Annotated in this window: 20 protein-coding genes; 10 read left to right on the forward strand and 10 right to left on the reverse strand. The window is 62.7% G+C overall.

Annotated elements, in window-relative coordinates; translation table 11 throughout:
• Positions 1–32 precede the first annotated feature (32 nt).
• Positions 33–539 carry a Crp/Fnr family transcriptional regulator gene (locus Q0L48_RS12370; RefSeq protein WP_296721421.1) on the reverse strand — a complete coding sequence of 169 codons (507 nt, stop codon included), beginning with the start codon at positions 537–539 and terminating at the stop codon, positions 33–35.
• A gap of 281 nt (positions 540–820) precedes the next feature.
• Here Q0L48_RS12370 and Q0L48_RS12375 point away from each other — a divergent pair, with 281 nt between their 5' ends.
• Positions 821–1180, forward strand: coding sequence for a response regulator (locus tag Q0L48_RS12375; RefSeq protein WP_296721422.1), 360 nt, complete (start codon positions 821–823; stop codon positions 1178–1180).
• Positions 1181–1338: 158 nt separating this feature from the next.
• Here the strand turns inward: Q0L48_RS12375 and Q0L48_RS12380 are convergent, their stop codons facing one another.
• The gene (locus Q0L48_RS12380) at positions 1339–1746 is read right to left on the reverse strand and encodes a response regulator (protein ID WP_296721423.1); all 408 of its coding nucleotides are present in this window, start codon (positions 1744–1746) and stop codon (positions 1339–1341) included.
• A 393-nt stretch (positions 1747–2139) separates the two neighbouring features.
• Between Q0L48_RS12380 and ahpC the strand changes: the two genes are divergently transcribed.
• The 4 genes from ahpC (at position 2140) to Q0L48_RS12400 (ending at position 7856) form a co-directional block, all read left to right on the forward strand.
• Positions 2140–2706 (forward strand): alkyl hydroperoxide reductase subunit C, encoded by a 567-nt coding sequence (gene ahpC, locus Q0L48_RS12385; protein WP_296721424.1) that lies wholly within the window; start codon positions 2140–2142, stop codon positions 2704–2706.
• A gap of 219 nt (positions 2707–2925) precedes the next feature.
• Positions 2926–4515, forward strand: a complete 1590-nt coding sequence (gene ahpF / locus Q0L48_RS12390) for an alkyl hydroperoxide reductase subunit F (RefSeq protein ID WP_296721425.1) — start codon at positions 2926–2928, stop codon at positions 4513–4515.
• A 368-nt stretch (positions 4516–4883) separates the two neighbouring features.
• Positions 4884–7103, forward strand: coding sequence for a catalase/peroxidase HPI (gene katG, locus Q0L48_RS12395; RefSeq protein ID WP_296721426.1), 2220 nt, complete (start codon positions 4884–4886; stop codon positions 7101–7103).
• A 165-nt stretch (positions 7104–7268) separates the two neighbouring features.
• Complete coding sequence (locus Q0L48_RS12400; RefSeq protein ID WP_296721427.1) at positions 7269–7856, forward strand: N-acetyltransferase; 588 nt, start codon at positions 7269–7271, stop codon at positions 7854–7856.
• Positions 7857–7865: 9 nt separating this feature from the next.
• Here the strand turns inward: Q0L48_RS12400 and Q0L48_RS12405 are convergent, their stop codons facing one another.
• Positions 7866–8657 carry a LytTR family DNA-binding domain-containing protein gene (locus tag Q0L48_RS12405; RefSeq protein WP_296721428.1) on the reverse strand — a complete coding sequence of 264 codons (792 nt, stop codon included), beginning with the start codon at positions 8655–8657 and terminating at the stop codon, positions 7866–7868.
• A 198-nt stretch (positions 8658–8855) separates the two neighbouring features.
• Here Q0L48_RS12405 and Q0L48_RS12410 point away from each other — a divergent pair, with 198 nt between their 5' ends.
• A complete protein-coding gene (locus Q0L48_RS12410; RefSeq protein WP_296721430.1) occupies positions 8856–9407 on the forward strand; it encodes a hypothetical protein in 552 nt (183 codons plus the stop codon).
• 88 nt (positions 9408–9495) lie between these two features.
• Positions 9496–10476, forward strand: a complete 981-nt coding sequence (locus Q0L48_RS12415; RefSeq protein WP_296721431.1) for a hypothetical protein — start codon at positions 9496–9498, stop codon at positions 10474–10476.
• A gap of 14 nt (positions 10477–10490) precedes the next feature.
• On the opposite strand, the gene bchJ is transcribed toward Q0L48_RS12415, so the two are convergent.
• From bchJ to Q0L48_RS12445, 6 genes are all read right to left on the reverse strand, one after another.
• Positions 10491–11078: a bacteriochlorophyll 4-vinyl reductase gene (gene bchJ / locus Q0L48_RS12420; RefSeq protein WP_296721433.1), complete on the reverse strand. Its 588-nt coding sequence runs from the start codon at positions 11076–11078 to the stop codon at positions 10491–10493.
• A gap of 1 nt (position 11079) precedes the next feature.
• Positions 11080–12690, reverse strand: a complete 1611-nt coding sequence (gene bchE / locus Q0L48_RS12425; RefSeq protein WP_296721434.1) for a magnesium-protoporphyrin IX monomethyl ester anaerobic oxidative cyclase — start codon at positions 12688–12690, stop codon at positions 11080–11082.
• Positions 12691–12777: 87 nt separating this feature from the next.
• Positions 12778–13344, reverse strand: coding sequence for a VOC family protein (locus tag Q0L48_RS12430; protein WP_296721436.1), 567 nt, complete (start codon positions 13342–13344; stop codon positions 12778–12780).
• A gap of 126 nt (positions 13345–13470) precedes the next feature.
• A complete protein-coding gene (gene hppD, locus Q0L48_RS12435; protein ID WP_296721438.1) occupies positions 13471–14586 on the reverse strand; it encodes a 4-hydroxyphenylpyruvate dioxygenase in 1116 nt (371 codons plus the stop codon).
• 86 nt (positions 14587–14672) lie between these two features.
• A complete protein-coding gene (locus Q0L48_RS12440; RefSeq protein WP_296721440.1) occupies positions 14673–16196 on the reverse strand; it encodes an acetyl-CoA acetyltransferase in 1524 nt (507 codons plus the stop codon).
• A gap of 1 nt (position 16197) precedes the next feature.
• Positions 16198–17466, reverse strand: coding sequence for an acetyl-CoA C-acetyltransferase (locus Q0L48_RS12445; RefSeq protein WP_296721441.1), 1269 nt, complete (start codon positions 17464–17466; stop codon positions 16198–16200).
• Between the two features lie 144 nt (positions 17467–17610).
• Here Q0L48_RS12445 and Q0L48_RS12450 point away from each other — a divergent pair, with 144 nt between their 5' ends.
• Both Q0L48_RS12450 and Q0L48_RS12455 read left to right on the forward strand, forming a co-directional pair.
• Positions 17611–18384, forward strand: coding sequence for a crotonase/enoyl-CoA hydratase family protein (locus tag Q0L48_RS12450; protein ID WP_296721443.1), 774 nt, complete (start codon positions 17611–17613; stop codon positions 18382–18384).
• Positions 18385–18511: 127 nt separating this feature from the next.
• Positions 18512–19675, forward strand: a complete 1164-nt coding sequence (locus Q0L48_RS12455) for an acyl-CoA dehydrogenase family protein (RefSeq protein ID WP_296721444.1) — start codon at positions 18512–18514, stop codon at positions 19673–19675.
• Between the two features lie 379 nt (positions 19676–20054).
• Here Q0L48_RS12455 and Q0L48_RS12460 read toward each other — a convergent pair whose 3' ends face one another.
• A complete protein-coding gene (locus Q0L48_RS12460; protein WP_296721446.1) occupies positions 20055–22616 on the reverse strand; it encodes a TonB-dependent receptor in 2562 nt (853 codons plus the stop codon).
• 332 nt (positions 22617–22948) lie between these two features.
• On the opposite strand from Q0L48_RS12460, the gene Q0L48_RS12465 reads away from it, so the two are divergent.
• Complete coding sequence (locus Q0L48_RS12465; RefSeq protein ID WP_296721448.1) at positions 22949–24457, forward strand: NAD(P)/FAD-dependent oxidoreductase; 1509 nt, start codon at positions 22949–22951, stop codon at positions 24455–24457.
• Positions 24458–24533: the final 76 nt, after the last annotated feature.

Here is a 24533-nt window from a genome sequence, read left to right on the forward strand (position 1 = left end):
TGCCCAGCCAAGGAAACCTACGGCAGAAAACTCTAGCCGCGAATGGTCCGGTTTTCAGGTGGCAGAGCACAGCGCGCCAAGCGGCCCTCGATCTGGAATCGCGCATAGGCGACAGCGCTTTGGCTCATCTGAACCATCGAGGTGTGGATCAGTCGCAGCACAATTTGCCGTAAGCTTTGGCTCTGCTCGAAGGCAGCCGCAAACCGGCCGGAATCTATCCGCAGCGCATGCGTGTCACCGATTTGCATGAAAGTTTCATGCGGGGAGCAGTTCGATCCGAGCACCTGCGAAAGGCCGGAGACACCTTCGAACCCGATCACACCAATCTCGGTCCGCTCGCCATCAGTCGAAAGCGCGGTCATCGATGCGACGCCGCCCTCAAGGAAATACATGTGCCTGATGTGTTCGTTCGTGCGCGCCAGCACGTCGTCACGTTCAAGCGGAACCCGCTCAAGATGGGGCGCCAACAGTTCCTGGTCCGGATGCGACAAGGCTTTGATTATCAGATTTGGGCTTTCAATCAGCGGATCGTGAGACACTTTCCTGCCCCTTGGTTGGGGCGAGAGTGCGAAAGCCAAACAGCCGCCCGCGCCCTGGTAGATCAGCGAACGATGCATTCGATGTGGCGATAAAGAGGTAGAAGGCAAGCAGTCGGCGACCTCCTCGAGACGCCCGAACCCGATTTTCTCTCCGACGAGCGCAATCCTCACCGCTACCCATCGTCTAGGTTCGCTATCGAACCGACAGCTTCTTTGTTGCGATTTATTCATCCTGCTAGAAGGCGGGTAAAAACCGTCATTGATGGTGGAGGGAAATCGCGGTGGAAAGCAGGATATCGGCCCTTGTGGTGGAGGACGATTTCTTCATTGCTCTCGAGCTGAAGGAGCATTTGGAGAACCGCGGGTTCGATGTCATCGGGCCGACTTCAAGTCTTTCAGCTGCTCGTGACATTCTCGCAAGACACTCGCCCGATGTCGTCCTGCTCGACATCAACATGGGAAGCGACGGGCTTTCATACGATTTTGCCTTGCATGCAAAACGCCTCGGAGTGCCGTTCGTTTTCATCACCGGCTATGATGCTGTCGCCGTCAATCATGCTGCGTTCGATCATACCCCGCTGATGGTCAAACCAGTCGATCTCGATCAGGTGGTGAAGCAGATCGAACTGGTGTGTTCCTGAGCATGGGGCTGGCAGATTGCGTGTAACCGGCCGTGCCTGCTGCCGCCGCATAACCTAGGAATCCGCCAACCAGCTTCGGCAGGTCAGTCCCCAGGATCCAAAATCTTGAAATGCGATCCGTCGGGGCTTTTCGGTCAACCATGAGCTTCCGAAGAGATCTAGCCGGTGCGAAACGGCCGCTCGATCGCTTGGTTTATAGCCTCATGAAGCGTTGCGGTGGTCCACGGTTTATCTACAACAGGCACCGCGGGTAATCTTTGCTGCACCTGTGACCGGCTGGAGGTGACGAACACCACAGGAACGGGCACGTCCGAGCAGATCGTAGCGATAGCTTCGGCTCCAGTCCCGCCGACGATCATGTGGTCGGCGATGATAAGATCAGGGCACTGCTGCTCGGCATAAGCAATCGCCTGCCGCATGCGAGTGGCCAAATCGAAAGTGGCATAGCCGAGTTCCCCCAGAGCCTCTTTCATTTCGACGGCAAGCCAAAAATCGTCTTCGATTATCAACGCGTGGGAAACGACACCGCTCCATTTTGCAGGGGGAGCACCATGTCTCTCAGCCATCAGCTCCCTGAAATTCGGCTGATGATGTAGCCTAGTTAACACGATACGGGCCAGATGTCCTCCCCCGTCGCTTTTCCACCCACATGCGGTCATAGCGAAATCGGTTGCTAGCCCCCAAAAGCAGACCAAGCGCAACGCTAGCCTATCTTCACACTGGCAATCGGGTTGGCCAAATTGAATCATTCTCTGCGCTATCGCTACGCCCCCGGATCAATTCCGGGGCGACATCGTTGACAAGCGGGTGAACGCCAAACCAACCCGGTTCCCGCCGCCACGATTGATAAATCCGATCTTCGCAATCGCAACAATCACCTTTTGTGCAGCGCAGAATACCCTATCTGGGCAGCATCAGTTTCAACCCTCTCTCTCAACCCCATCAAAAGGAAAATTCCCATGGGTATTATCGGTTCGACTCTCCAGCCGTTCAAGGCGACCGCGTTTCAGGCGGGCAAGGATTTCTTCGACGTCACCGACGCCGATCTCGCCGGCAAGTGGTCGGTGTTCTTCTTCTACCCGGCCGATTTCACCTTCGTGTGTCCGACCGAGCTTGAAGACATGGGCGAAAAGTACGGCCAGCTTCAGGCGATGGGCGTTGAAGTCTATGGCGTCAGCACCGACACGCATTTCAGCCACAAGGCCTGGCACGACACTTCGGACAAGATCGGCAAGCTGACCTTCCCGTTCCTGGGCGACCAGAACCACGTGCTGTCGAACCAGTTCGGCGTGCTGCGCGAAGGCGTTGGTCTGGCCGACCGTGCGACCTTCGTGGTCGATCCGGACGGCGTGATCCAGATCATGGAAATCACCTGTGAAGGCGTGGGCCGCAATGCCAACGAACTGACCCGCAAGATCAAGGCCGCGCAGTATGTGCGGGCTAACCCCGGTCAGGTCTGCCCGGCAGCGTGGGAAGAAGGCAGCGACACGCTGGCTCCCTCGCTCGACCTCGTCGGCAAGATCTGACGTAACAAGACCGGCCAGCGCGGGGGATCCCCTCCCCCCCTCGAAACCTCGCGCTGGCCGTAAAATCCCGATGGCGCCAAGCCCTCGGGTCGTAGCCGGGACCGGATGTGCCCGCCCACTCCCCCCCCCCCTTGTCGGGCAGGTGGCATCCGGTTCCGCGTTACCTCACCTACGAATTATCCCAGAATTCACGCGCGCCCGCCGCGCCCGGAGGACATCATGCTCGACGCCGCAATGCAGGCCCAGCTGAAGCAATATCTCGGCAATTTGCGCGAAGGGATCGAACTGGTCGCCTCGCTCGATGATAGCGAGAAGTCGCGCCAGACCCGCGCCCTGATCGAACAGATCGCCGCGCAGCACGATCTGGTGTCCGCACAGTTCGACGGCACCGATGATCGCAAGCCCAGCTTCGTGATCCGCCGCGCCAGCGACCCGGCCAAGTGGGTGCGCTTTGCCGGCCTGCCGATGGGGCATGAATTCACGTCGCTGGTGCTCGCGCTGCTGTGGGCCGGCGGCCACCCGCCCAAGGTTGACGCCGACCTGATCGAACAGGTGCGCGCGCTGGAAGGCGATTTCAATTTCGAGATGTTCTTCTCGCTCAGCTGTCACAACTGCCCCGACGTGGTGCAGGCGCTGACGCTGATGGCATTCGAAAACCCGCGCATCACCGTAACCCTGATCGAAGGCGGCACGTTCCAGGACGAGGTCGAGCGCCGCGACATCATGGCGGTGCCCGCGACCTTCCTGAATGGCGAACCGTTCTACGACGGCAAGATGGAACTAGCCGAGATCCTGTCCAAGCTTGACGTCAATGCCGATGCGCGTGCGGCGGAAAAGCTTGCCTCCAAGGCTCCGTTCGAGGTGCTGGTGGTGGGCGGCGGCCCTGCCGGTGCGGCGGCGGCGGTCTATACCGCGCGCAAGGGCTTCAGCACGGGGATCGCGGCCGAACGCTTTGGCGGGCAGCTGATGGACACGCTCGGGATCGAGAACCTGCCCGGCACCTCCTATACCGAAGGGCCGAAGCTGACCGACAGCCTGAAAGCCCACGTCGGTGAATACGAGATCGACCTGATGGATCTGGCCCGCGCGGTGGAATTGAAGCCCGCGAAGGACGTCGGCGGCTATCACGAAGTGGTGATGGCCAATGGCGCGACCCTCAAGGCGCGTTCGCTGGTGCTTTCCACCGGCGCGCGCTGGCGCAATCTCGGCGTGCCGGGCGAAGCGGAGTATCGCAACAAGGGCGTGGCCTATTGCCCGCACTGCGACGGCCCGCTGTTCAAGGGCAAGCGCATCGCGGTGATCGGCGGGGGCAATTCCGGCGTCGAAGCGGCGATCGACCTCGCCAAGATCGTCGGCCACGTCACACTGATCGAATTCGACACCAAACTGCGCGCCGACGAAGTGCTGCAACGCAAGCTGCGCTCGATGCCGAATGTCGAGATCATCACCAACGGCCAGACCACCGAAGTGCTGGGTGACGGCACCCGCGTGAACGGGCTGGTGGTGAAGGACCGTGCGAGCGGCGATGAACGCCGGATCACGCTCGAAGGCGTGTTCATCCAGATCGGCCTTGTTCCCAACACCGAATGGCTGCGGGAAACCGGACTTGAACTCAGCAAGTTCGGCGAGATCATCATCGACGATCACGGCGCGACCAACCTCCCCGGCATCTACGCCGCGGGCGATTGCACCACTGTGCCGCACAAGCAGATCGTGGTGGCGATGGGCGAAGGCGCGAAGGCCGGCCTCGGCGCGTTCGACTTCCTGATCCGCAACGAGCCGGTCGAGGATATCGCGCAAGCCGCATAATTTGTAGGGGCGCGCTCGCATCCGCGAGTGCGCTTCCTCGCTCACGCGACCTGAAGGTCGCATCGCTGCGGGCGGCCAGTCGGCCTTGCGGGCTCCCCTGCGGGAGCCCGTTTTTTCATCCCGCCACGGCTCGCTTGATCGCAACTTCGGCCCGCGAATGCGGACCGCAAGGGCGACTGCCCGCCCGCAGGCCCGCAAGGGCCGAGGATTTCGCACGCCGGATGGCGTGCGGAGTATAATCGCCTTACTCAATCAATCGCCGCGCATTAATCGATTGGACGCACCATCCTGAAAGCGTAATCTTCTCGCCATAGGCTCTCCCCCTCGGGGCGAGTCTGACAAAACAACGGCTGAGAGGAGACACGATCATGGATGCCAAGACCGGAGAAATGAGCGGCGGCTGCCCGTTCCACGGATCGAGCGAAATGCGCAACCTGCTGGGACGCACCAACCGCGACTGGTGGCCCGATGCGCTGCAGCTCGACATTCTGACCGAGCAGGGCAAAAGCGCCAATCCCTATGGCGAGGATTTCGATTATGCCGAGGCCTTCAACGCGCTCGATTACAATGCACTGAAGGCTGACCTGACCGCGCTGATGACCGATAGCCAGCCGTGGTGGCCGGCGGATTACGGCCACTACGGCCCGTTCTTCATCCGCATGGCGTGGCACGCCGCAGGTACTTACCGTACCGGTGATGGACGTGGTGGGGCTGGAAGCGGCCAGCAGCGGTTCGCTCCGCTCAATTCCTGGCCCGACAACGGCAACCTCGACAAGGCGCGCCGCCTGTTGTGGCCGATCAAGCAGAAATACGGCAGGAATATCAGCTGGGCCGACCTGTTCATCCTCACCGGCAATGTCGCCATCGAAAGCATGGGCGGCCCGGTGTTCGGTTTCGGCGGCGGACGCAAGGACGTGTTCGAGCCCGAGTCGGTCTACTGGGGCACCGAAGAGCAATGGGTCAACGAAGGCGTTGCCACCCGCATCCACCCCAAGGAAGGCCGCGCGCTCGAAAACCCGCTCGCCGCGATCCAGATGGGCCTGATCTACGTCAATCCCGAAGGGCCGCAGGGCAACCCGCATGACCCCGAAGGCATGGCCCGCGACATGCGCGAAACCTTCGCCCGGATGGCGATGAACGACGAGGAAACCGTCGCGCTCACCGCAGGCGGTCACGCCTTCGGCAAGTGTCACGGCGCGCACCCGGCCGATACCTTCGGCGGCGCTCCGGAAAGCGAAGACCTGCACCTGATGGGCTTCGGCTGGCTGAACGACGAGGAGGAGATCGCCAACGGCAACATCACCACCTCCGGCATCGAAGGCGCCTGGACCCCCAACCCGACCGCGTGGGGCAACGACTACTTCCGGCTGCTGTTCAAGTACGAATTTGAGCTGGTGCAGTCGCCTGCCGGGGCCAACCAGTGGACCCCGATCAATCCCGATCCCGAGGACATGGCCCCCGATGCGCGCGACCCTTCGAAGAAGGTGCCGACGATCATGACCACCGCCGACATGGCGCTGAAGCGTGATCCGGAATATCGCAAGATTTCCGAGCGTTTCCTCAACGATCAGGCGGCGCTGGACGATGCCTTTGCGCGCGCATGGTTCAAGCTGTGCCACCGCGATATGGGGCCGAAGATCCGGTACATGGGCCCCGAAGTCCCGGCCGAAGACCTGATCTGGCAGGACCCGGTTCCCGCCGGCACCGCGCCTTCGGATGCGGAGGTCGCCCGCTTCAAGGACGCGATCCTCGGCAGCGGATTGTCGGTGCGCGAACTGGTCAAGGCGGCATGGGCTTCGGCCTCGACCTACCGCAATTCGGACCACCGCGGCGGCGCCAACGGCGCGCGCGTCCGGCTGGAACCGCAGCGCGGCTGGGCGGTCAACGATCCCGAGGAACTGGGCAAGGTGCTCGACACCATCGAGGCGCATCGCGGTTCGCTGAGCATGGCCGACGCGATCGTGCTGGCAGGCTCGGCAGCGGTCGAGAAGGCTGCCAAGGACGCCGGGTTCGACGTGACCGTGCCATTCATGGGCGGGCGCGGCGATGCGACCGAGGAACACACCGATGCGGCCAGCTTCGAACCGATGGAGCCGCTTGCCGACGGCTTCCGCAACTACCTCAAGACCAAGGCCAGCGTGAAGACTGAGGAAATGCTGATCGACCGCGCGCATCTGCTCGGCCTGTCGATCCCGGAAATGACGGTGCTGGTCGGCGGGCTGCGTGCCTTGGGCGCAGTGAGCAAGCACGCGCATCACGGCTACAAGATCGGCGTCCTCACCGACACCCCGGGCAGGCTTACCCCCGATTTCTTCCGCAACCTGCTCGACATGGGGACCAAGTGGTCGCCCGTCGATGAAAGCGGGGACGAGGAATATGTCGGGGTGGACCGCGCCACCGGCGAGGAAAAGTGGCGCGCGACCCGCACCGATCTGGTGTTCGGATCGAACTCGCAGCTGCGCGCGCAGGCCGAGGTCTATGCCGAAAACGGATGCGAGGGCAAATTCGTGTGCGACTTCATCTCGGCCTGGAACAAGGTGATGAACGCGGACCGCTTCGATGTGAGCTTCGCAAAGTATCACGCGTAATACCTGATGCACCCTCATCCATCCTGACCTTCTCCTTGTGGTCAGGGTCGCAATCGGCCCCCGGCGCATTACCCATGCGCCGGGGGCCTTTTTCGTGTCTGTTTGCGATCCTGCGCCGTGCTTCTATGCTGGCAATCGGTCATGCGCCGGGGGAGGACATAATCGATGCAGATGGTCGGAGTTGAAACGGCAAGCGAAGGTCGCCGCGCGGCGATTTTGCGTACTATCACCCTCGGCTTCGCCACCGATCCGGTCGCGCGCTGGGTGTGGCCCGATCCGGCCCAATATTTCGAGATCCAGCCGCAATTCGCCGACGCCTTCGGTGGAAACGGGTTTGTGCATGGCAGCGTCTACGAGACCGACTGTCGGCGCGCCGCCGCGATGTGGTTGCCGCCCGAGGTCGAGCCCGATTCCGACCGCATGATGCTGCTCGCCGCGCAGAGCGTCGCGCCGGAACGGCTGGAGGAAATCGGCGCATTCATGGCGCAGATGGACGATTTCCACCCGAAAGCGCCGTGCTGGTACCTGCCGATGATCGCGGCCGATCCGTTCGCAACCGGACAGGGCCTAGGGGCCGCCCTGATGAAGCACGCCTTGACGGTCGTCGACCAGGCCGGTCTGCCCGCCTATCTGGAATCGTCGAACCCGCGCAACATCTCGCTGTATGAACGGCACGGGTTCGCGGTGATGGGCGAGATTCAGGCAGGTACATCGCCGGTCATGACGCCGATGTATCGCGCCGCGAGGGGTTAGGCACACGGCCTAAATCCAGCGCGCATCCTTCAGGTCGGCGACCTTGGCGCGGGCCACAGGCGCCTCCAGATCACGCGCCAGCTTCAGGCGAATATTGCGCCCGTCGCGCAGCACATCCTCCACCGCAGCGCGGGCGACCCACCAGCTGCGGTGGACCTGCATCCCTTCCAGATCGCCCAAAAGCTGCATCGCATCGCGCAGCCGCATCAGCACCAGCGCCGATCCCAGCGCAGTATGGACGCGGACATAATGATCCTCCATCTCCAAGGCGACGATATCGCTGCCCAGTTCCGGCGGCAGCTGGTCGTATAGCGGGTTGGAAGTGCTTGAAGACAGGCTCACCTGCGATGGCACCGGCGCGGCGGGCCGCCGCGGAATGCCTTCGGCGCGTTCCGCATACCGGCCCAGAACATTGAACAACAAGGTCACAGCGCCGCCGATAACGAAGACGTAGAAATAGCTCGTTAGCGCCTGCTCGGGCGTAGGCAGTGGCGGCAGGTCGGGCATGAACTGGATGAAATAGATCACCACGGTCATCGGCACGGTGCCGATCACGACAGCGACAAGCCACAAGGGCGCCTTTGGCAACGCCAGCGCATCGTGCGCCCGATCAACCCAGTACCCCATCGGCGAATAGATCACGTAGCCAAGGTAGGCAAAGGCGAGCCAGGTGAGCAGCCGAACCGGAAAGGGTTCGCCGATCGATCCGAACGGTCCGATGATGGCGAGGAAGACGGCAATCACAGTCATGATCGCGAGGTCGGTCAGCGTCCTGCGCCAGAACAGTGCACGATTGCTCATTGCCGGTTCGCCTGATCCCACTGCCATACTAACCCGAATGCCTGCCCATTCGCGCTTCGTAAAGTGGCAAAGGGGCACCGAACCACCGAACCGGCGTGCATTTCACGAACGGCCCGGCCGCATGGCGTAGTGAGCGTTGCTGGCGAACAGGCGCGCTTCATTGTGGCTCCAACAGCAATTCGCAACGGAGCTTTCGCCATGACCAGTGCAACCTTTTCCAACCCGATGGCCGCGTTCAAGCGCTTCAACCGCTCCGCCGGTGCGATGGACCTTGCGCCTTTCACCCGCTCGATCGTGCTGGTGTCAGGGACGGTGATGACAGCCGTGTGCATCCTTGCGGTTGCGCGGGCGCTGTTCGGTTTTGCGCCGGACTTACCGCATCTGGGCAATGCCGCGGTGATGTTCCATGTCGCCACCGTCATCCCCTGCGTGCCGCTGGGCCTGTTCCTCCTTGTCGCACCCAAGGGCACGCCCATGCACAAGCAACTCGGCAAGCTGTGGATTGCCCTGATGGTGATTACCGCGACTTCGACGTTGTTCATCCACGAAGGCATGGCGATGTCATGGATCCATATCTTCGTGCCCTTCACCTACCGTGCTGCGTGGCTGACGGTCCGCAAGGCGCGGGCGGGCGACATCAAGGGGCACAAGGCCGAGATCGTGAGCCTGTTCGTGGGCGCATTGATGATCCCCGGTATCTTCGCCTTTATCCTGCCCGGCCGCCTGATGAACGTGATGCTGCTGGGTTGAGCGCATTGCCGGGCCGGTGCCGCGCGCGACTTGTCCTGCCAGCCCGAAGCCGATAGCCTTCCGGTTCCGAGCATTAAGGGCTTTCGTCATGCATGTCCGGCTTGTGATCCTGATCGCGATGGCGATCGCGTGGCTGCCTTTGGCGCCTGCCAGGGCGGCCCAATCTGCTGTCTTGCCCGACGAACTGGCGCTGCCCGACGAACTGGCGCTGCCCGACGAACTGGCGCTGCGCGGCGGTGCCATTATCGAAGTCTTGCTGAACGGCGCGCCGGTCCAGCTTGAGGTCAGCGCCGAGGCGTTCGGCCCGCCGATCGTCAATCCCGATCTTGCCGCCCGGCTGCAACTGGTCGCGACGGGCCAGCGCGGGTGGCTGTTCGGCCCCGTCTCGGTACCCGGCTGGAGCGGCGTGGAAACGATCGATTTCGGCGCCGGGCCGCAGGCGATGACGATCAGCTGGGCGGATCGTCCAGTATCGACCCGCGCCGATGGCGTAATCGGCGTGCACAACCTGCCGCACAAGCGCATCACCTTCGAACTTGCGGCACCCGTTCCCGGCGAGCGGACACATATCTTCACGCTGGCACGGGCAGGCGGGCGCAATAATGCCCGGCTCGGCACCGAGGTGACGGTGGGCAAGAGGCGGCTGATGATGGTGTTCGTGCCCGAACGGGCCGAAAACCTGATCACCGCGCCCACTGCCAATTTCATCGCGACCCATCTCGACGGCGGGTTCGTGCCGGGTTCGGATGGCACCGCGATCATGGACTTCGCGGTCGAACGCCCGACCCGGACCATGCGTATCGCCCGGCCGCTGGAACTGGGCGAGTTGCTGATCGATACCTTCGCGGTGCGGGTGGAGGATTACGGTGACCCCAAGCGGGTGGGCGAGATCGGCGAAGACGATCCGCGCTTCCGGAAAGGCCAGATCCTCGTCAGCCGCCGCAAAGGGCGCGGCAAGCCCGATCTGCTGACCCGGATCGGCCGCGACCAGATCGCGCATTGTTCGCGCCTGACCTATGATGTCGAGCGGCGCGAAATCCGGCTGTTCTGCGCTGACCGGCAGGAATAGGGCGCCGGTCCGGCTCAGCCGCCACGTGCGATCCGGTAACGCCGCGCACGCGGGTCGCCGCCAGTGGTGGCCTCGACACAGCAGATGCAATCCTCGGCGACCAGACGCTGATAGAACCGCGTGAACACCGCCGCGTACCAGAGAAACAGGCTCTCTGGCGGCGGGATGACGTCACCGGCGGCGCTGCGATCTATGCTGAAACGCCACGCCCCTTGCGGCGCGAACACCCCCGCCCCGATGAAGGTCCACGCATGTTTGCGGATCGCCGCCATCAGCAGCGGTGCGGCAAGGCGCGCGGGCAGGTGCCGCAGCAGCCAGACGGCGGGTCCGGGGATGCGGTTGGCGATGATGTAATCGGCGGTGCGACTGCCCGCCTCCTCCGCGATGGTGAAACTACCGAGCGGATCGTGCAGCGCCAGCCAGCGGTGCAGCCTGAGCGCATGCAATTCGGGTATCATGGACTCGCCCGACGGCAGCAGGTCGATCTGCGCGTCGGCAAGGATCGCCAGCGTTTCGGCATGGCCCAGCCGTTCTTCCATCACCGTCACCGCCTGCAAGACGGCGTTCGGCCCAATCAGCGCTGCGGCAGGTGCGCCGCCCACATCACAGCTCCAGCCGGTCCTGTGCGCGTTCTTGCCCTCTGGCTTTCATCTGTGCCCGCACCGCATCGCGCCGTTCCTGCGCCTGCGCGGCCTTGTCGGCATTAGTTTCCCAATCGGTCGCGGCATCGGCCGCCGCTGCGCGGCTTTCGTCGAAGTGGAAATCGAGCCTTTTCGATGTCTGCGGCCCCCAATACCCGGCTTTGCCGAGATCGTAGAACGTCCGCTTGAACCCGGCCCTGAGGAAGGCATAGAGGCACCCTAGCAGGTACCGCCGCCGGAAGCCGGTGCCGCGCCACGGATAGTGGAACAGCGCCTTTTGCATATAGAACCGGCGGTAGTTCTTCATCACCCCGTTGAGCAGTTCCCCGCGCTCCATCGCTGCGGGCTTCATGATCGGGGTGACGAAATTGTACTTGCTGAAATCGTGGACCTCGACCTGATCCTTCAGTTCCTCGAACAGTGGGGTGTAGGGCCAGGGCGTGTACATCGCCCAATTGGCAAGATCGGGCTGCCAGTCCCACGCCATCTGGTAGGTTTCCTCCAGCGTCTCGGGCGTTTCATTGTCCAGCCCGACGATGAACTGGGCCTCGACGAAAATGTCGGCCTCGCGCAGCAGGCGGATTGCTTCCTTGTTCTCGCCGACCTTGGTTTCCTTGTTGAACCGGTCGAGCTTCATCTGCGCTGCCGCCTCGGTGCCGAGGCTGACGTGGACGAGCCCAGCCTTGCGGTAGAAGGACAGCAATTCCTTGTCGCGGTAGATATCGGTGACGCGGGTGTTGATGCCCCACTTGACCTTGTCGGGCAGGCCGCGATCAATCAATTCCTGACAGAACCTGATGAATGTCTTGCGGTTGATCGTCGGTTCCTCGTCGGCGAGGATGAAGAACCCGACGCCGTGCTTTTCATGCAGCTCCTGAATTTCGTCGACCACGTCCTTGGGATCGCGCACGCGGTAGTCGCGCCAGAACTTCCACTGCGAACAGAACGAGCAGGTGAAGGGGCAGCCGCGCGCCAAGTTAGGGATGGCGACGCGGGTGCCCAAGGGGATGTACTTGTACTGGTCCCAGTCGAGGATGTCCCAATCGGGCTTGATGCTGGCCATGTCCTTGATAGTGGGCGCGGCTTCGGTGGCGATGATCTGCTCGCCGTCGCGGTAGGCCAGACCCTGAATGTTGCGGCGGTCGGCAATCCAGCGGCCTTCCTTGATCGCGGTGAACAGCTCGACCGCGATCTCCTCGCCCTCGCCGCGCACGATCACGTCGATATGCGGGGCTTCGGCCAGAACCTGCCCGTACATAAAGGTCGCGTGGATACCGCCCAGCACCCGCACGGCCGTAGGCACGGTCAGCGCGGCGACTTCGAGCACGCGCTCGGCAGCGTAGATTGACGGGGTGATCGCGGTGGTGCCGACCACATCGGGTTGGAGCGCGGCAATGCGCGCCGCGAGGTCATCATCCGACAAGCCTTCGGTCATCGCGTCGATGAAGTGGATATCGTCGAACCCGGCGCGGCGCAGCGGGCCGGTGAGGTAGGGCACCCATGCAGGCGGCCATGTGCCTGCAATCTCTGCCCCGCCGGAACGGTAATTGGGATGAACGAACAGAATGCGCATGGGCCGACTCCCCCTCTTGGATGGTGCCAAGGTGGGGGAAGAAGCGACGGTGCGCTTTGCGTCAGATCAAATTAGCGCAACAGGCGATCAGCCCTGCTTTTCAGCATGTTCCTTGCGCGCCAGTTCATGCAGCCAGTCCGCGTGGCGGGGGGCTTTCTTGGTCTGCGACCATTCCTCCAGCATGACAGGCGCAACGCGGGCGAGTTCGGCATATTGTTCGTCCGTCCCGATATCGGCGGCGAGTTCCACGCGGTGGCCGTTGGGGTCGAAGAAGTAGATCGACTTGAAGATGCCGTGATGCGTCGGGCCGAGCACGTCGATGCCCTGCGCCTCGATATGCGCCTTGGCGGCCAGCAGCGCAGCCTCGTCCGGCACCTTCAGCGCCAGATGCTGCACCCATACAGGGGTATTGGCGTCCCGGCCCATGTCCGGCTGATTCGGCAGTTCGAAAAAGGCGAGGATGTTGCCGTTCCCCGCATCGAGGAAGATATGCATGTAGGGATCATACTCGCCCGTGGACGGCACGTGATCCTCCGCAAACGCGGTGGTGTAGGTCATGCCAAGCACGCGGGCGTACCACTCCACCGTCTCCTTCGCGTCCTTGCAGCGATAGGCGGCGTGGTGGATTCCGGCGAGATTAACGGGGTGGGTCATGTTCATTCCTCTCCTCTCGTCATTGCGAGCGCAGCGAAGCAATCCATAGACTGCCCTAGCGCCCGGATGCGACGGCAATCCATGGATTGCCACGTCGCCTTCGGCTCCTCGCAATGACGAAATCAGTTACTCCGCCGGTTCCTCGACATTCAGCACGCCGCGGATGATCTGGTCGCGTTCGAGGCTTTCGAACAGGGCTTTGAAATTGCCCTCGCCAAAGCCGTCATCGCCCTTGCGCTGGATGAATTCGAAGAACACCGGACCGACCTGCGCCTGCGCGAAGATCTGCAGCAGCAGACGGGGGCTGCCGCCTTCGGTGGTGCCATCGAGCAGGATACCGCGCATCTGAAGATTGCTCACGTCCTCGCCGTGGCCGGGCAGACGTTCGTCGAGCATCTCGTAATAGGTCGCGGGCGGCGCGGTCATGAAGGGAACGCCAAGCTTCTGGAGGCGGTCCCAGCACGCCGGGAGATCTTCGCAGATCAGCGCGATGTGCTGAATGCCTTCGCCGTTGAAGGCCTTCAGGAACTCGTCGATCTGGCCCTTGCCGCCTTCACCTTCCTCGTTGAGCGGGATGCGGATCTTGCCGTCGGGCGCGGTCAGCGCTTTCGAGGTCAGGCCGGTATATTCGCCCTTGATGTCGAAGAACCGGATCTCGCGGAAGTTGAACAGGGTCTCGTAGTAATCGGCCCAGTACTTCATCCGACCCGAATAGACGTTGTGGGTGAGGTGATCGATGGTGTGGAAGCCCGCGCCTTCGGGGTGCTTTTCGGCGCCGGGCAGGTATTCGAAATCGATGTCGTAGATGGTGAGGCCGTTGCCGCTTGCCGCACCGTCATAGCGGTCGACGAGATAGAGGATCGCGCCGCCGATTCCGCGGATCGCGGGAATGCGCAATTCCATCGGCCCGGGATCATTGGCGACCGGCTCTGCGCCCTGGGCGATCAAGTGGTCATAGGCCTTGGCCGCATCGCGCACGCGGAAGGCCATCCCGCAGGCCGACGCGCCATGTTCGCGCGCGAAATACCAAGCCGCGCTGCGCGGTTCGTAATTGGCGATAAGGTTGATGCCGCCCTGCCGCCACAGGTGCACGTCCTTCGACCGGTGCTGTGCCACGCGAGTGAAGCCCATCGCCTGAAAGACCGGCTCGAGCACGCCCTTTTCGGGTGCGCAGAACTCGACGAATTCGAACCCGTCGAGGCCCGCGGGGTTTTCGAACAGGTCTTTGGTGGGCGCATTCATGACAGTGATCCCCGCTGGCTGGCAGTTAGTTTCAATTGAAACCAAATACCCCAAATCGCCGGTTCGCGCAAGGGTGGGAGGGCTGGCTAGACGACCCGCCCGATGTTCCGCTTGCTGTCATCGCGGCTCACCGCCAGCTGCGCTCCGAATGGCTGCCCACCTTCGAACGCCGCTGCTGTGGCCGGATCAGCGAGGTCGGCATTGCCGCACACCCGCTCGCCCGCCGGATTGCGCCCGATGAAAATCGCCGCGTCACCCTTTGGCGAACGGTTGATGGTGTAGGTTTCGACCGTGGCTCGATCGAACGGTGCGGTGGCGACAGGAACGGCGTCACTTGCCTTCGGAAGCTTGGCGAAGCGGTCGTTGGCGCTCCAGTCGGCGGGCGTGGTGGAGTAAATGCCGGTGGCATATTTGCTCATCCACCCGCCATTCGCGCCGACCAGTGCGAAACTGCCCCGGTCGGCCCGCACCCGATGCACCGCCTCGGCGATGGCATGGGCCGAGTAGTTGTTCCCCGCCCCGCCGAAGAACGGAAGGCCGCCAGTCAGCGTCAGCCCGCGCGGGTCGTCGGCGGAAAGGCCGAAGTGGTCGCACTGATTGAACACGGGGATCGCGAAGCAGGAATAGAAATCGATGTAGCGCATGTCGGCCATCTCCTTCCCCGCCCGCGCCAGCGCCGCATCGACGCTGGCGATGGAGGCGGGGTTGGCCGCAAGATCGGGCCGCTCTGACAGCTTGAGTTCGGTGGCGGCGGTCACGGCGTGGATGTGCACCCACTTGTCCTCCGGCACGCCCAGCGCACGGGCCAATCCTGCGCTGGCGACGATGATCGCTGCCGCCTGATTCACCTGATCGCGCGCCACGGTCATGCGCGGATAGGGTTCGGCAACGATGCGGTTGCGGTCGGTAACCGTCGCCAGTTCCTCCGCGCTGCGCTCCACCGGCGCAGCGGAGTGCGGGTTCGCCGCCGCCACCTTGGTGAAGGGCGCGAATAGTGTGCCGATTTCGCGGCGGTAGTCGTCCAGTCCCAAGCCAAGCTTGGCCCGCCGTGCGTTTTCCGCCAGCGCATAAAGCGGGATCGCCCCGCTTGCGCCGTGGGCGAACAGCGCAGGCTCCAGCAATTCCTCCACCCCGAAACCCTGATCCTCAAAGTCCCCTGCGACCTCCTCCGACCAGTCGGGCTTTTCGCCCTTGGCCGACAGCGCCAGCACGGTCGAGATCGCTTCGGCACCGACGATCACCGCACATTGGCTTTCACCCGCCGCGATGGCCGCCGCGAATTCGCCGACCAATTGCTGGTTGGTCTGCCCGCCGGTGGTGGTCAGGATCGCCCGCTTGGGGTTCGCGCCGACGCGCTGCGCCAAGGCGCGCGGCACATTGTTGGGCGCGCCGAACGGCGGCACCCGATCCGGGCGCGACATTTCGAAGGCCCGGATCGCGGCGAGCGTATCGATCGCACCCGCCACGTTTCCGCTCGCTCCGGCATCGGCAATCGCCGCGGCCAGCGCCCGCCCGCCAAGGTCCATATAGGAGAGGGCGGCATAGCCAGGCTCGCCCACCCTCTCCGAATACTGGCCCACCCCGATGATCACCGGAGTGGAATCAGGCACCTCAGTCGACAAAGCCGTCGACCCGCTCGACGATGATCGCCGGCGCCATCCCGCCCGCCGCGCACATCGTCACGAGGCCATAACGCCCGCCGCGCCGTTCCAGCTCATCGACAACAGTGCCGATCAGGATCGACCCGGTTGCGCCAATCGGGTGGCCCAGCGCAATCGAGCCGCCATTGACGTTGACCTTGTCCCAATCGAGCCCGAGATCGCGCACGAACTTGGCGGCGACGACCGCGAAGGCTTCGTTGATTTCGAACAGGTCGATGTCGTCGGTGGTGAGGCCCGCCTTGGCCAGCACCTTCTTCGCCGCAGGCACCGGTGCATTCAGCATCAGCGTCGGATCATCGCCCATATTGGCGGTGGCGACGATGCGGGCGCGCGGCTTCAGCCCGTGCTTCTGGGCGTAATCCTTGCTGGTCACCAGCACGGCGGCTGAGCCGTCTACGACGCCCGAAGAATTGCCCGCATGATGGAAATGCTCGATCTCCAGATCGGGGTACTTCTGGTTGATCAGCTTGCGGAAGGTGGTGCCATTGGCGTCCAGCGGCACGTCGGCAATCTTGGTGAAGGCCGGTTCCAGCTTGCCCAGATCCTCCATCGTCGTCTGCGGCCGCGGATATTCGTCATGGTCGAGCAGCACGGTGCCATCATCCGCTACGACCGGCACCACCGACTTGGCGAAGCGCCCTTCGGCCATCGCTTCGGCAGCGCGCTGCTGCGAGCGGTAGCCGACTTCGTCCAGTTCGGCGCGAGTGAAGCCTTCCATGCTGGCGATCGCATCACCGCAAATGCCCTGGTGCGACTGCGGGTGCACCGCCTGCAGGCGTTCGTTGTAGCTGCCCATCATCGGCGGCTTCAATCCGGCCTGCATCTTGTCCTTCGCCATCGCGGCGGTGAGGCTCATCATTTCGGTGCCGCCGGCGACGACGCAATCCTCCATTCCGCTCATCACCTGCGCGGCTGCCAGCGCCACGCTGGTGATCCCGCCGCCGCAGAACCTGTCGAGCGTGGTGCCCGACGACGTGATGTCATAGCCTGCATCCAGCGCCGCCATGCGGCCCAGATCGCCCGCCTGCATCCCGTCTTGCGTGCTGACCGACCAGATCACGTCATCGACGGTCTTGGTGTCGAGATTGTTGCGATCCTTGATCGCCTTCATCACGGTCGCGGCGAGGTGCTGCGGGTGCTGCGCGGCAAGCGCACCCTTGCCCTGCTTGCCGATCCCGCGCGGGGTGCGCACTGCGTCGATGATGTAAGCGTCTGCCATGGTGATCCTCTCCGATCTATTGAAAATGCGGTTGACGCGTTCGTAAAGCGCCTGCACCACTCGCACAAGAATTGAGTTTCAATTCGAAATGCCAATTTCGATAGGGCCCAAGCTGTCAGGGCCAAGCCACCAAGGGAGAGAACCGTGAGCGAAACCGCCACACAAGAAGTTTTGACCGAAGTTCAGGACGGCGTCCTGATCGTCACCATCAACCGCCCCGAAGCCAAGAACGCCATGACCAAGGCCGCAGCCGAGGGAATCGCGGCAGCGATGGACCGGCTGGATGCCGAAGACGATCTGCGCGTCGGCATCATCACCGGCGCGGGCGGCACGTTCTGTTCGGGCATGGATCTGAAAGGCTTTCTGCGCGGCGAAACCCCCAGCGTCGAAGGGCGCGGGTTCGGCGGCGTGGTGCAGGCTCCGCCCGCCAAGCCGCTGATCGCAGCGGCCGAAGGCTATGCCTTGGCCGGCGGGCTTGAGCTGATGATCGCCTGCGATCTGGTCGTCGCGCACAAGGACGCAAAGTTCGGCATTCCCGAAGTGAAGCGCGGGTTGGTGGCAGCAGCGGGCGGTGTGATGATGCTGCCCGACCAGATCCCCGAACGGATCGCGCTCGAACTGGCGCTCACCGGTGATTTCATCGGGGCGGAGCGCGCTTACAGCCTCGGCATGATCAATGAGGTGACCGACGGCCCAGCACTCGATGCAGCCAAGGCGCTTGCCGCGAAGATCGCCGCCAACGGCCCGCTGGCGGTGAAGGTGTCCAAGGCGGTGATGAAGCAATCGCGCGGTTGGGCGATGGAAGACCGCTACGCCAAGCAGGGCGAATTAATCGGCCCCGTGTTCGTCAGCCACGACGCGCGCGAAGGCGCGGCGGCGTTTGCTGAAAAGCGCAAGCCCAACTGGACTGGCAAATAGCGCAATTCTCCGTTTGCCCTGAGCCTGTCGAAGGGCTGCCCTGCTCTTCTGCCAATGGTGCAGAAGAAGGCAGTGCTTCGACAAGCTCCCCGCGAACGGTTCTGTAGTCTGAGAGAGAGGAACCAAAATGCCCGTCATCGATGTGCCGCAGCCGGCCTTCATGGAAGAAGAAGAAATCGCCATCTTCGCCGACGCGGTCGGCAAGTTCTATCAACAACACGCGCCTGAAAAGCGCGTTCACAAATGGCGTGATGACGGGCAGGTCGAACGCGAATTCTGGCGCGAGGCGGGCGCGGCGGGTCTGCTCGGCGTGTCGGTTCCCGAAGCCTATGGCGGCCACGGCGGCGATTTCCGGCATGACATGGTGGTGATCGACCAGCAGGCCAAGCACGGCGTCGAAGGCTTCGGCGCGTCGCTCCACAACACCATCATCCTGCCCTATCTGGTGCGCCACGGCACCGAGGAGCAGAAGCAGAAATACCTGCCGCGCCTCGTCACCGGCGACCTCGTCAGCGCGATCGCGATGAGCGAGCCGGATGCCGGGTCCGACCTTCAGGCGATCAAGACCACCGCGCTGAAGGACGGCAACGGCTACCGCCTCAACGGCTCGAAAACGTGGATCTCGAACGGGCAACTGGCCGATTTCATCATCGTCGTCGCCAAGACCGATCCGGCGGAAGGTGCGAAGGGCATTTCGCTGCTGTTGCTCGAAACCGAAGGCGCGGAAGGCTTCGCACGCGGCAAGAAGCTCGACAAGATCGGGCTCGATGCGCAGGACACCAGCGAGCTGTTCTTCGACAACGTGTTCATTCCGGCCGACAATCTGCTCGGCGGCGTGGAAGGGCGCGGGTTCTACCAGTTGATGGGCGAACTGCCACAGGAACGGTTGGTGATCGCAATGAACGCCATTTCGGGGATCGAAAAGGCGCTCGACGTGACGGTCGAATACGTCAAGAACCGCAAGGCTTTCGGCAAGACGATCTGGGATTTCCAGAACACCCAGTTCGTGCTGGCCGATCTGAAGGCGCGCGGAACCGCGGCGCGGGTGTTCGTCAATGATTGCATTGCCAAGCTGCTCGAAGGCAAGCTCGACGTAGCGACTGCCAGCATGGCGAAATACTGGGTCACCGAATTGCAGTCCGAAGTGGTAGACAAGTGCCTGCAATTCCACGGCGGCGCGGGCTATATCAATGATTACGCCATCGCCCGCATGTACCGCGACACCCGTATTGCGCGGATTTACGGCGGATCGAACGAGATCATGAAGATGCTGATCGCAAGGAGTATGTGATTTGTTTGCGTGCCCGCCTCCGCGGGCACGTCCTCGCTAGACGTCCTCCGCTACGCTACGGACCCGCTGCGGGCGGGCGGTCGCCCTTGCGGTCGCTAAAGCGACCGTTACAGCGCCCAGTTCGAAGAATGGAAAGGCGGCCCCGCAGCGGGCCGCCTTTTTCGTGCCCACCTCAAGCCTTGCACGTCGCGGTGTAACGACGCCGAAGGCGTCGCAAGCGCGACTGCGCGCCCGCAGGTGCCCCGACGCAAAGCGGCGGAAACGCACCGAGGACGCACCCGCCGAGGCGGGTGAGAAAAACAAAAAAGACAAAGGGCAGCTCGCTTATCGCGAGCCGCCCCCTCTCCCGCTCCGTTTCGGAGCTAACTGGTTACAGCCGTCAGAACCTGGCGCGCAAAGTCACACCATACTGGCGCGGCGGCAGGGTAAAGGCCGAACGCGAGTTGGCCGCGCCCGAACCGCGCAAAGTGGTGTTGAACGTCACCCCGCGCACCACTTCATCGGTCAGGTTCGTCACCCAGCCTTCGATTGCATAGGCGCCATCAGCAAAGCGAAGTCCTGCGCGAAGGTTTACGAAAGCCTTGCCGTCCTGAATGTCGGCGATGATCGGCGGCGCGGTGTCGATCGCTTCCTGCAGGCCGCCCGCTGCGGCGATCTCTGCAGCACCGGGCAGAATGATCGCCTGGGTCGAGGTGCGCTGATCGTCTTCGATACGAACTTGTCCCGAGAGGAAGAATTCGGTCGAATCGTTGATCGGCTTCTCCCACAATCCACCCATCAGCGCGATCACGTGCGGCGCGTTGGTCAGATCGTTACCGCACAGCGCCAGCACCTGCACCGAGGTTTGCGTACCGGCGCAATCATCGGGATAGCTGGCCTTCAGGAACGTCGCCCCGAGGTTGAAGGTCAATTCATCACTGGGCCGGATGCGGCCTTCGATTTCGACCCCGCGCGTTTCTGCCACGGGCACGTTGAAGGTGGCGAACGCGGTTCCGGTGAATTCGAGCACCTGGAAGTTGCTGAACTCTTCATAGAACGCCGCGATATTGACCGTGGCATTGCCGTTTGCCGTCTGCGCCTTGAGCCCGATTTCATAAGCGTCGACCTCTTCCGAGAGGAAGGTCGGATCGGCCCCCGCCACCGCAGCGGTGGTATCCAGGTTGATCCCGCCCGCCTTGTAGCCGTGCGTGAAGCTGGCATAGGCATTGACCGAAGGACTGAATTCATAGCCGAGGTTGATCGTGTAGATCAGTTCCTCGTCGTCGAATTCAGACTGGAACGTGCGCACCAGCGGCAAGACGGCAGCTTGTGGTAGATCGGCCGGAGCGGTGAAGCCGAAGCAGCCCAGCCCGATGAAGGAAGGCACCAGCGCACCCGGAACCACGCCGGCTCCGATCGCACCCAGCGTCGCGGGGCAGATCTGATTGTTGCTTGCCGTCTGGGTGAACCCACCCGACTTTTCCTCCCACGAATAGCGCGCGCCCAGCGTCAGTTCGAGGCCGTCGGTAAGCTCGAGCGAATTGTGCGTGAAGATCGCGTAGCTCTTGGCGGACTGCTGGAACCGGTTGGTGTTGGTGGTGCCCGCCGGATCGACGCCGGTGAACACTGTCAGCGGGTTCGGCCCGAGCGCACCGCCGGTCGGCACAAACAGCAGCGCGCCGACGTTTTCACCGTAATCCTGACCCAGCGCAAAGCTGACCGACTGGTCGAGTTGTTCGTCCGAATAGAAGCCGCCAACCATGTAATTCAGCGCGCCGCCCATCGCTTCGCCCTGCAGGCGAAGTTCGGCCGTCCAGGTCTCGATTTCGAGGTCGAGCGCATCGACGTTGAAGATGTCGAGCCCGGTGAAATCGGAATCGTAAGCCTCGAAGCTTTGATAGGTGCGCCATGAACCGATGAAGATCAGGTCCGCATTGTCAGAGACCGGGAATTCGAGTTCGCCCGTGACGCCGTAATTGTCGACATCGGCGCGCGGCGCGAAGTTTGCCGAGACGATGCGGTCGTCGAGCGCCTGTTCGAAGGTGCCCTGATCGCGCGGTGTGGTGGAAACCGTCGGCTGACCGTTGCCGCCATTGGCGCCGAGCCCGACCGCGGCATAGGCACCGCCGGTGACCAGCGGCGACTGGTACAATTCAATCGCGCCGCAGCAGCTTGACTGGCTCTTGGAATAATCGGCGATGATGCGTCCGCGCAGGCCACTGTCCGTATCCCAGCCGAGTTGCCCGCGAACCAGCCACTGATCGACATCATTGGTATCGCCGACCTCGGCACCGGTCCGATCCACGACCGTCAGGAAACCGTCGCGCTGGCGGTAAGCGCCGGTGAGGCGCACGGCCACCGTATCCTTGACGATCGGTGCATTGATCGCGCCCTGCACGCTGATCTCGTCGAAATTGCCGTAGCCGGCATTCACAAAGCCGCCGAACTCGGTGACATCGGGGCGGACGTTGGTGATGGTCAGCGCGCCAGCCGACGTGTTGCGGCCGAACAGCGTGCCCTGCGGTCCGCGCAGCACTTCGACCCGCTCGACATCGACGAATTCGCTCAGCGCGACGCCGGGCCGCGACTGGTAGGCACCGTCGACGAAGATGCCGACCGCGCTTTCAAAGCCGATATTGTTCGACGTGGTGCCGATCCCGCGCACACGCAACACCACCGAGCCCGAGGCGAGCTGCGCCTGCGAGCTGGTGAAGCTGGGGGCAAGTGCCGAAATCTGCTGGATATTGACCACGCCCTGATTGTCGAGCTGCTGCGGCGAGATCGCCGTCACCGCCAACGGAATGTCCTGCACGTCCTGCGCGCGGCGGGTGGCGGTCACGATGATGACGTTGTCGTCCCTGACCTGCGGGGTCTCGGGTGCTTCGTCCTGGGCAAATGCGGGGGTGGTAAGCGCGCTGCAGGCCAAAAGGCCACCAGCAAAAGCTGAAAGCTTGCGTGTCATGTTGATCCTCTCTCCACAATCCAGCCGACTTCTCGCCGATCTCGGGTTTGTGGAGGGAGCCTATCAGGGTCCGGCAACCTAACAAGAGTCGCAGACAAGTTCTCGAGAATAGTAGCATAAATGCAACATACTTTGTTGCAGCGCAGCATCATGCCAGTGGCAGCACCGGTTTGTGAAGCATAGTTGCGCCAACTAGTCTTGCGGACGTTTGCTGCACCCGAAGGCGGGCCGCGTCGGCTTGGGGTGCAAAGTCAGTTGCAGTTTGCCATTCAAGACTCGCTTTTGCCCCGCCGGTGTGGTTACATCGCTGTCAATAAGGGAGAGAGAGGGCCATGCCAGCCACACCGCCAGATTTCGACGTGCTGATCGTCGGTGCCGGAATTTCCGGGATCGGAATGGCCGCGCACATGGAATTGAAGGCGCCGCACCATAGCTATGCCATTGTCGAGCGGCGCGACAATCTTGGCGGGACGTGGGATCTGTTCCGCTATCCCGGCATCCGTTCGGACAGCGACATGCACACGCTGGGCTTCGATTTCGAGCCGTGGCGGCATGAAAAGTCGATCGCCGATGCACCGGCGATCCTCGATTATCTCGACCGCATCGTGGACGAGCGCGGCATCCGCCAGCACATCCGTTTCGGCCACAAGGTCATCAGCGCCGATTTCCACCATGCCGACGCGCGCTGGCATGTCGAAATGGAACTGGCCGACGGGTCGCGCACCCGCATGACCGCGAATTTCATCTATCTCGGCTCGGGCTATTACGATTACGATGAAGCCTATGATCCGGGCTTCGATCTCGGGGAATTCGAAGGGCAGGTGGTTCACCCGCAATTCTGGCCCGAGGATCTCGACTACGCGAACAAGCGGGTGGTGGTGATTGGTTCGGGCGCAACCGCGGTGACGATCGTCCCGGCAATGGCCGAAAAGGCGGCGCATGTGACCATGCTCCAGCGCACGCCGACGTGGATGTTCACGCGCCCGGCCAAGGACGCGATCGCCAATTTCCTGCGCAAGGTGCTGCCCGAACAGCTGGCCTACCGGCTCACGCGGTTCAAGAATATCAAGATGCAGGATTTCAGCTTCAAGCTGGCGCGCGACAATCCGCAGAAGGTGAAGGACGCGCTCTACAAGAAGATCGAAGCCGCGCTCGGCCCCGATTACGACAAGGACAGCTTCACCCCGCCCTATAATCCGTGGGAACAGCGGCTGTGCCTGGTGCCCGATGAAGACCTGTTCCGGGCGATGAAAGCAGGCAAGGCCGACATCGTGACGGGCCACATCGCCAGCTTCGAAAAGGGCGGCGTAAGGCTTGCCAATGGCGAGTTTCTGCCGGCCGACATCGTCGTGACCGCCACAGGGCTGAAACTGGCCGTCGCCGGGAAGATCGCCATTCATGTCGATGGCGAGCCGGTCGCGTTCAACCAGCGGTTCTATTACAAGGGCTGCATGTTCTCGAACCTGCCCAATCTTGCGGTGGTGTTCGGCTATTTGAACGCCAGCTGGACGCTGCGGGCGGACATCAATTCGGATTACGTCTGCCGCGTGCTCGAACATATGCGCAAGACCGGCACCACCATCGCCACCCCGGTGCTGACTCCGGAGGGCGAGGCCGCCATCACCGAAGACGACGTGTTCGATTTCTCCAGCGGCTATATCCAGCGCGGCAAGCATATCATGCCGCGCAATTCGGTGTCCTATCCGTGGCGGCTCAATCAGGAATATGTGATCGACCGCAAGCAGATGAAGGATGATCCGCTGACCGACGGCATCCTGACCTTCACCCGCGCCGGGGCCAATGCGGCGACCACCGGGGAGCAGCTGGAAGCGGCGGAATGATTGCTGATCGTCGTTGCGGGGGATGTGTGCCTCGCAACGACGAATCTCTTTTGATTACGCCCGCCTTCGCCTAACC

Source organism: Erythrobacter sp. (genome assembly GCF_024305245.1).
Lineage (GTDB): Bacteria > Pseudomonadota > Alphaproteobacteria > Sphingomonadales > Sphingomonadaceae > Erythrobacter.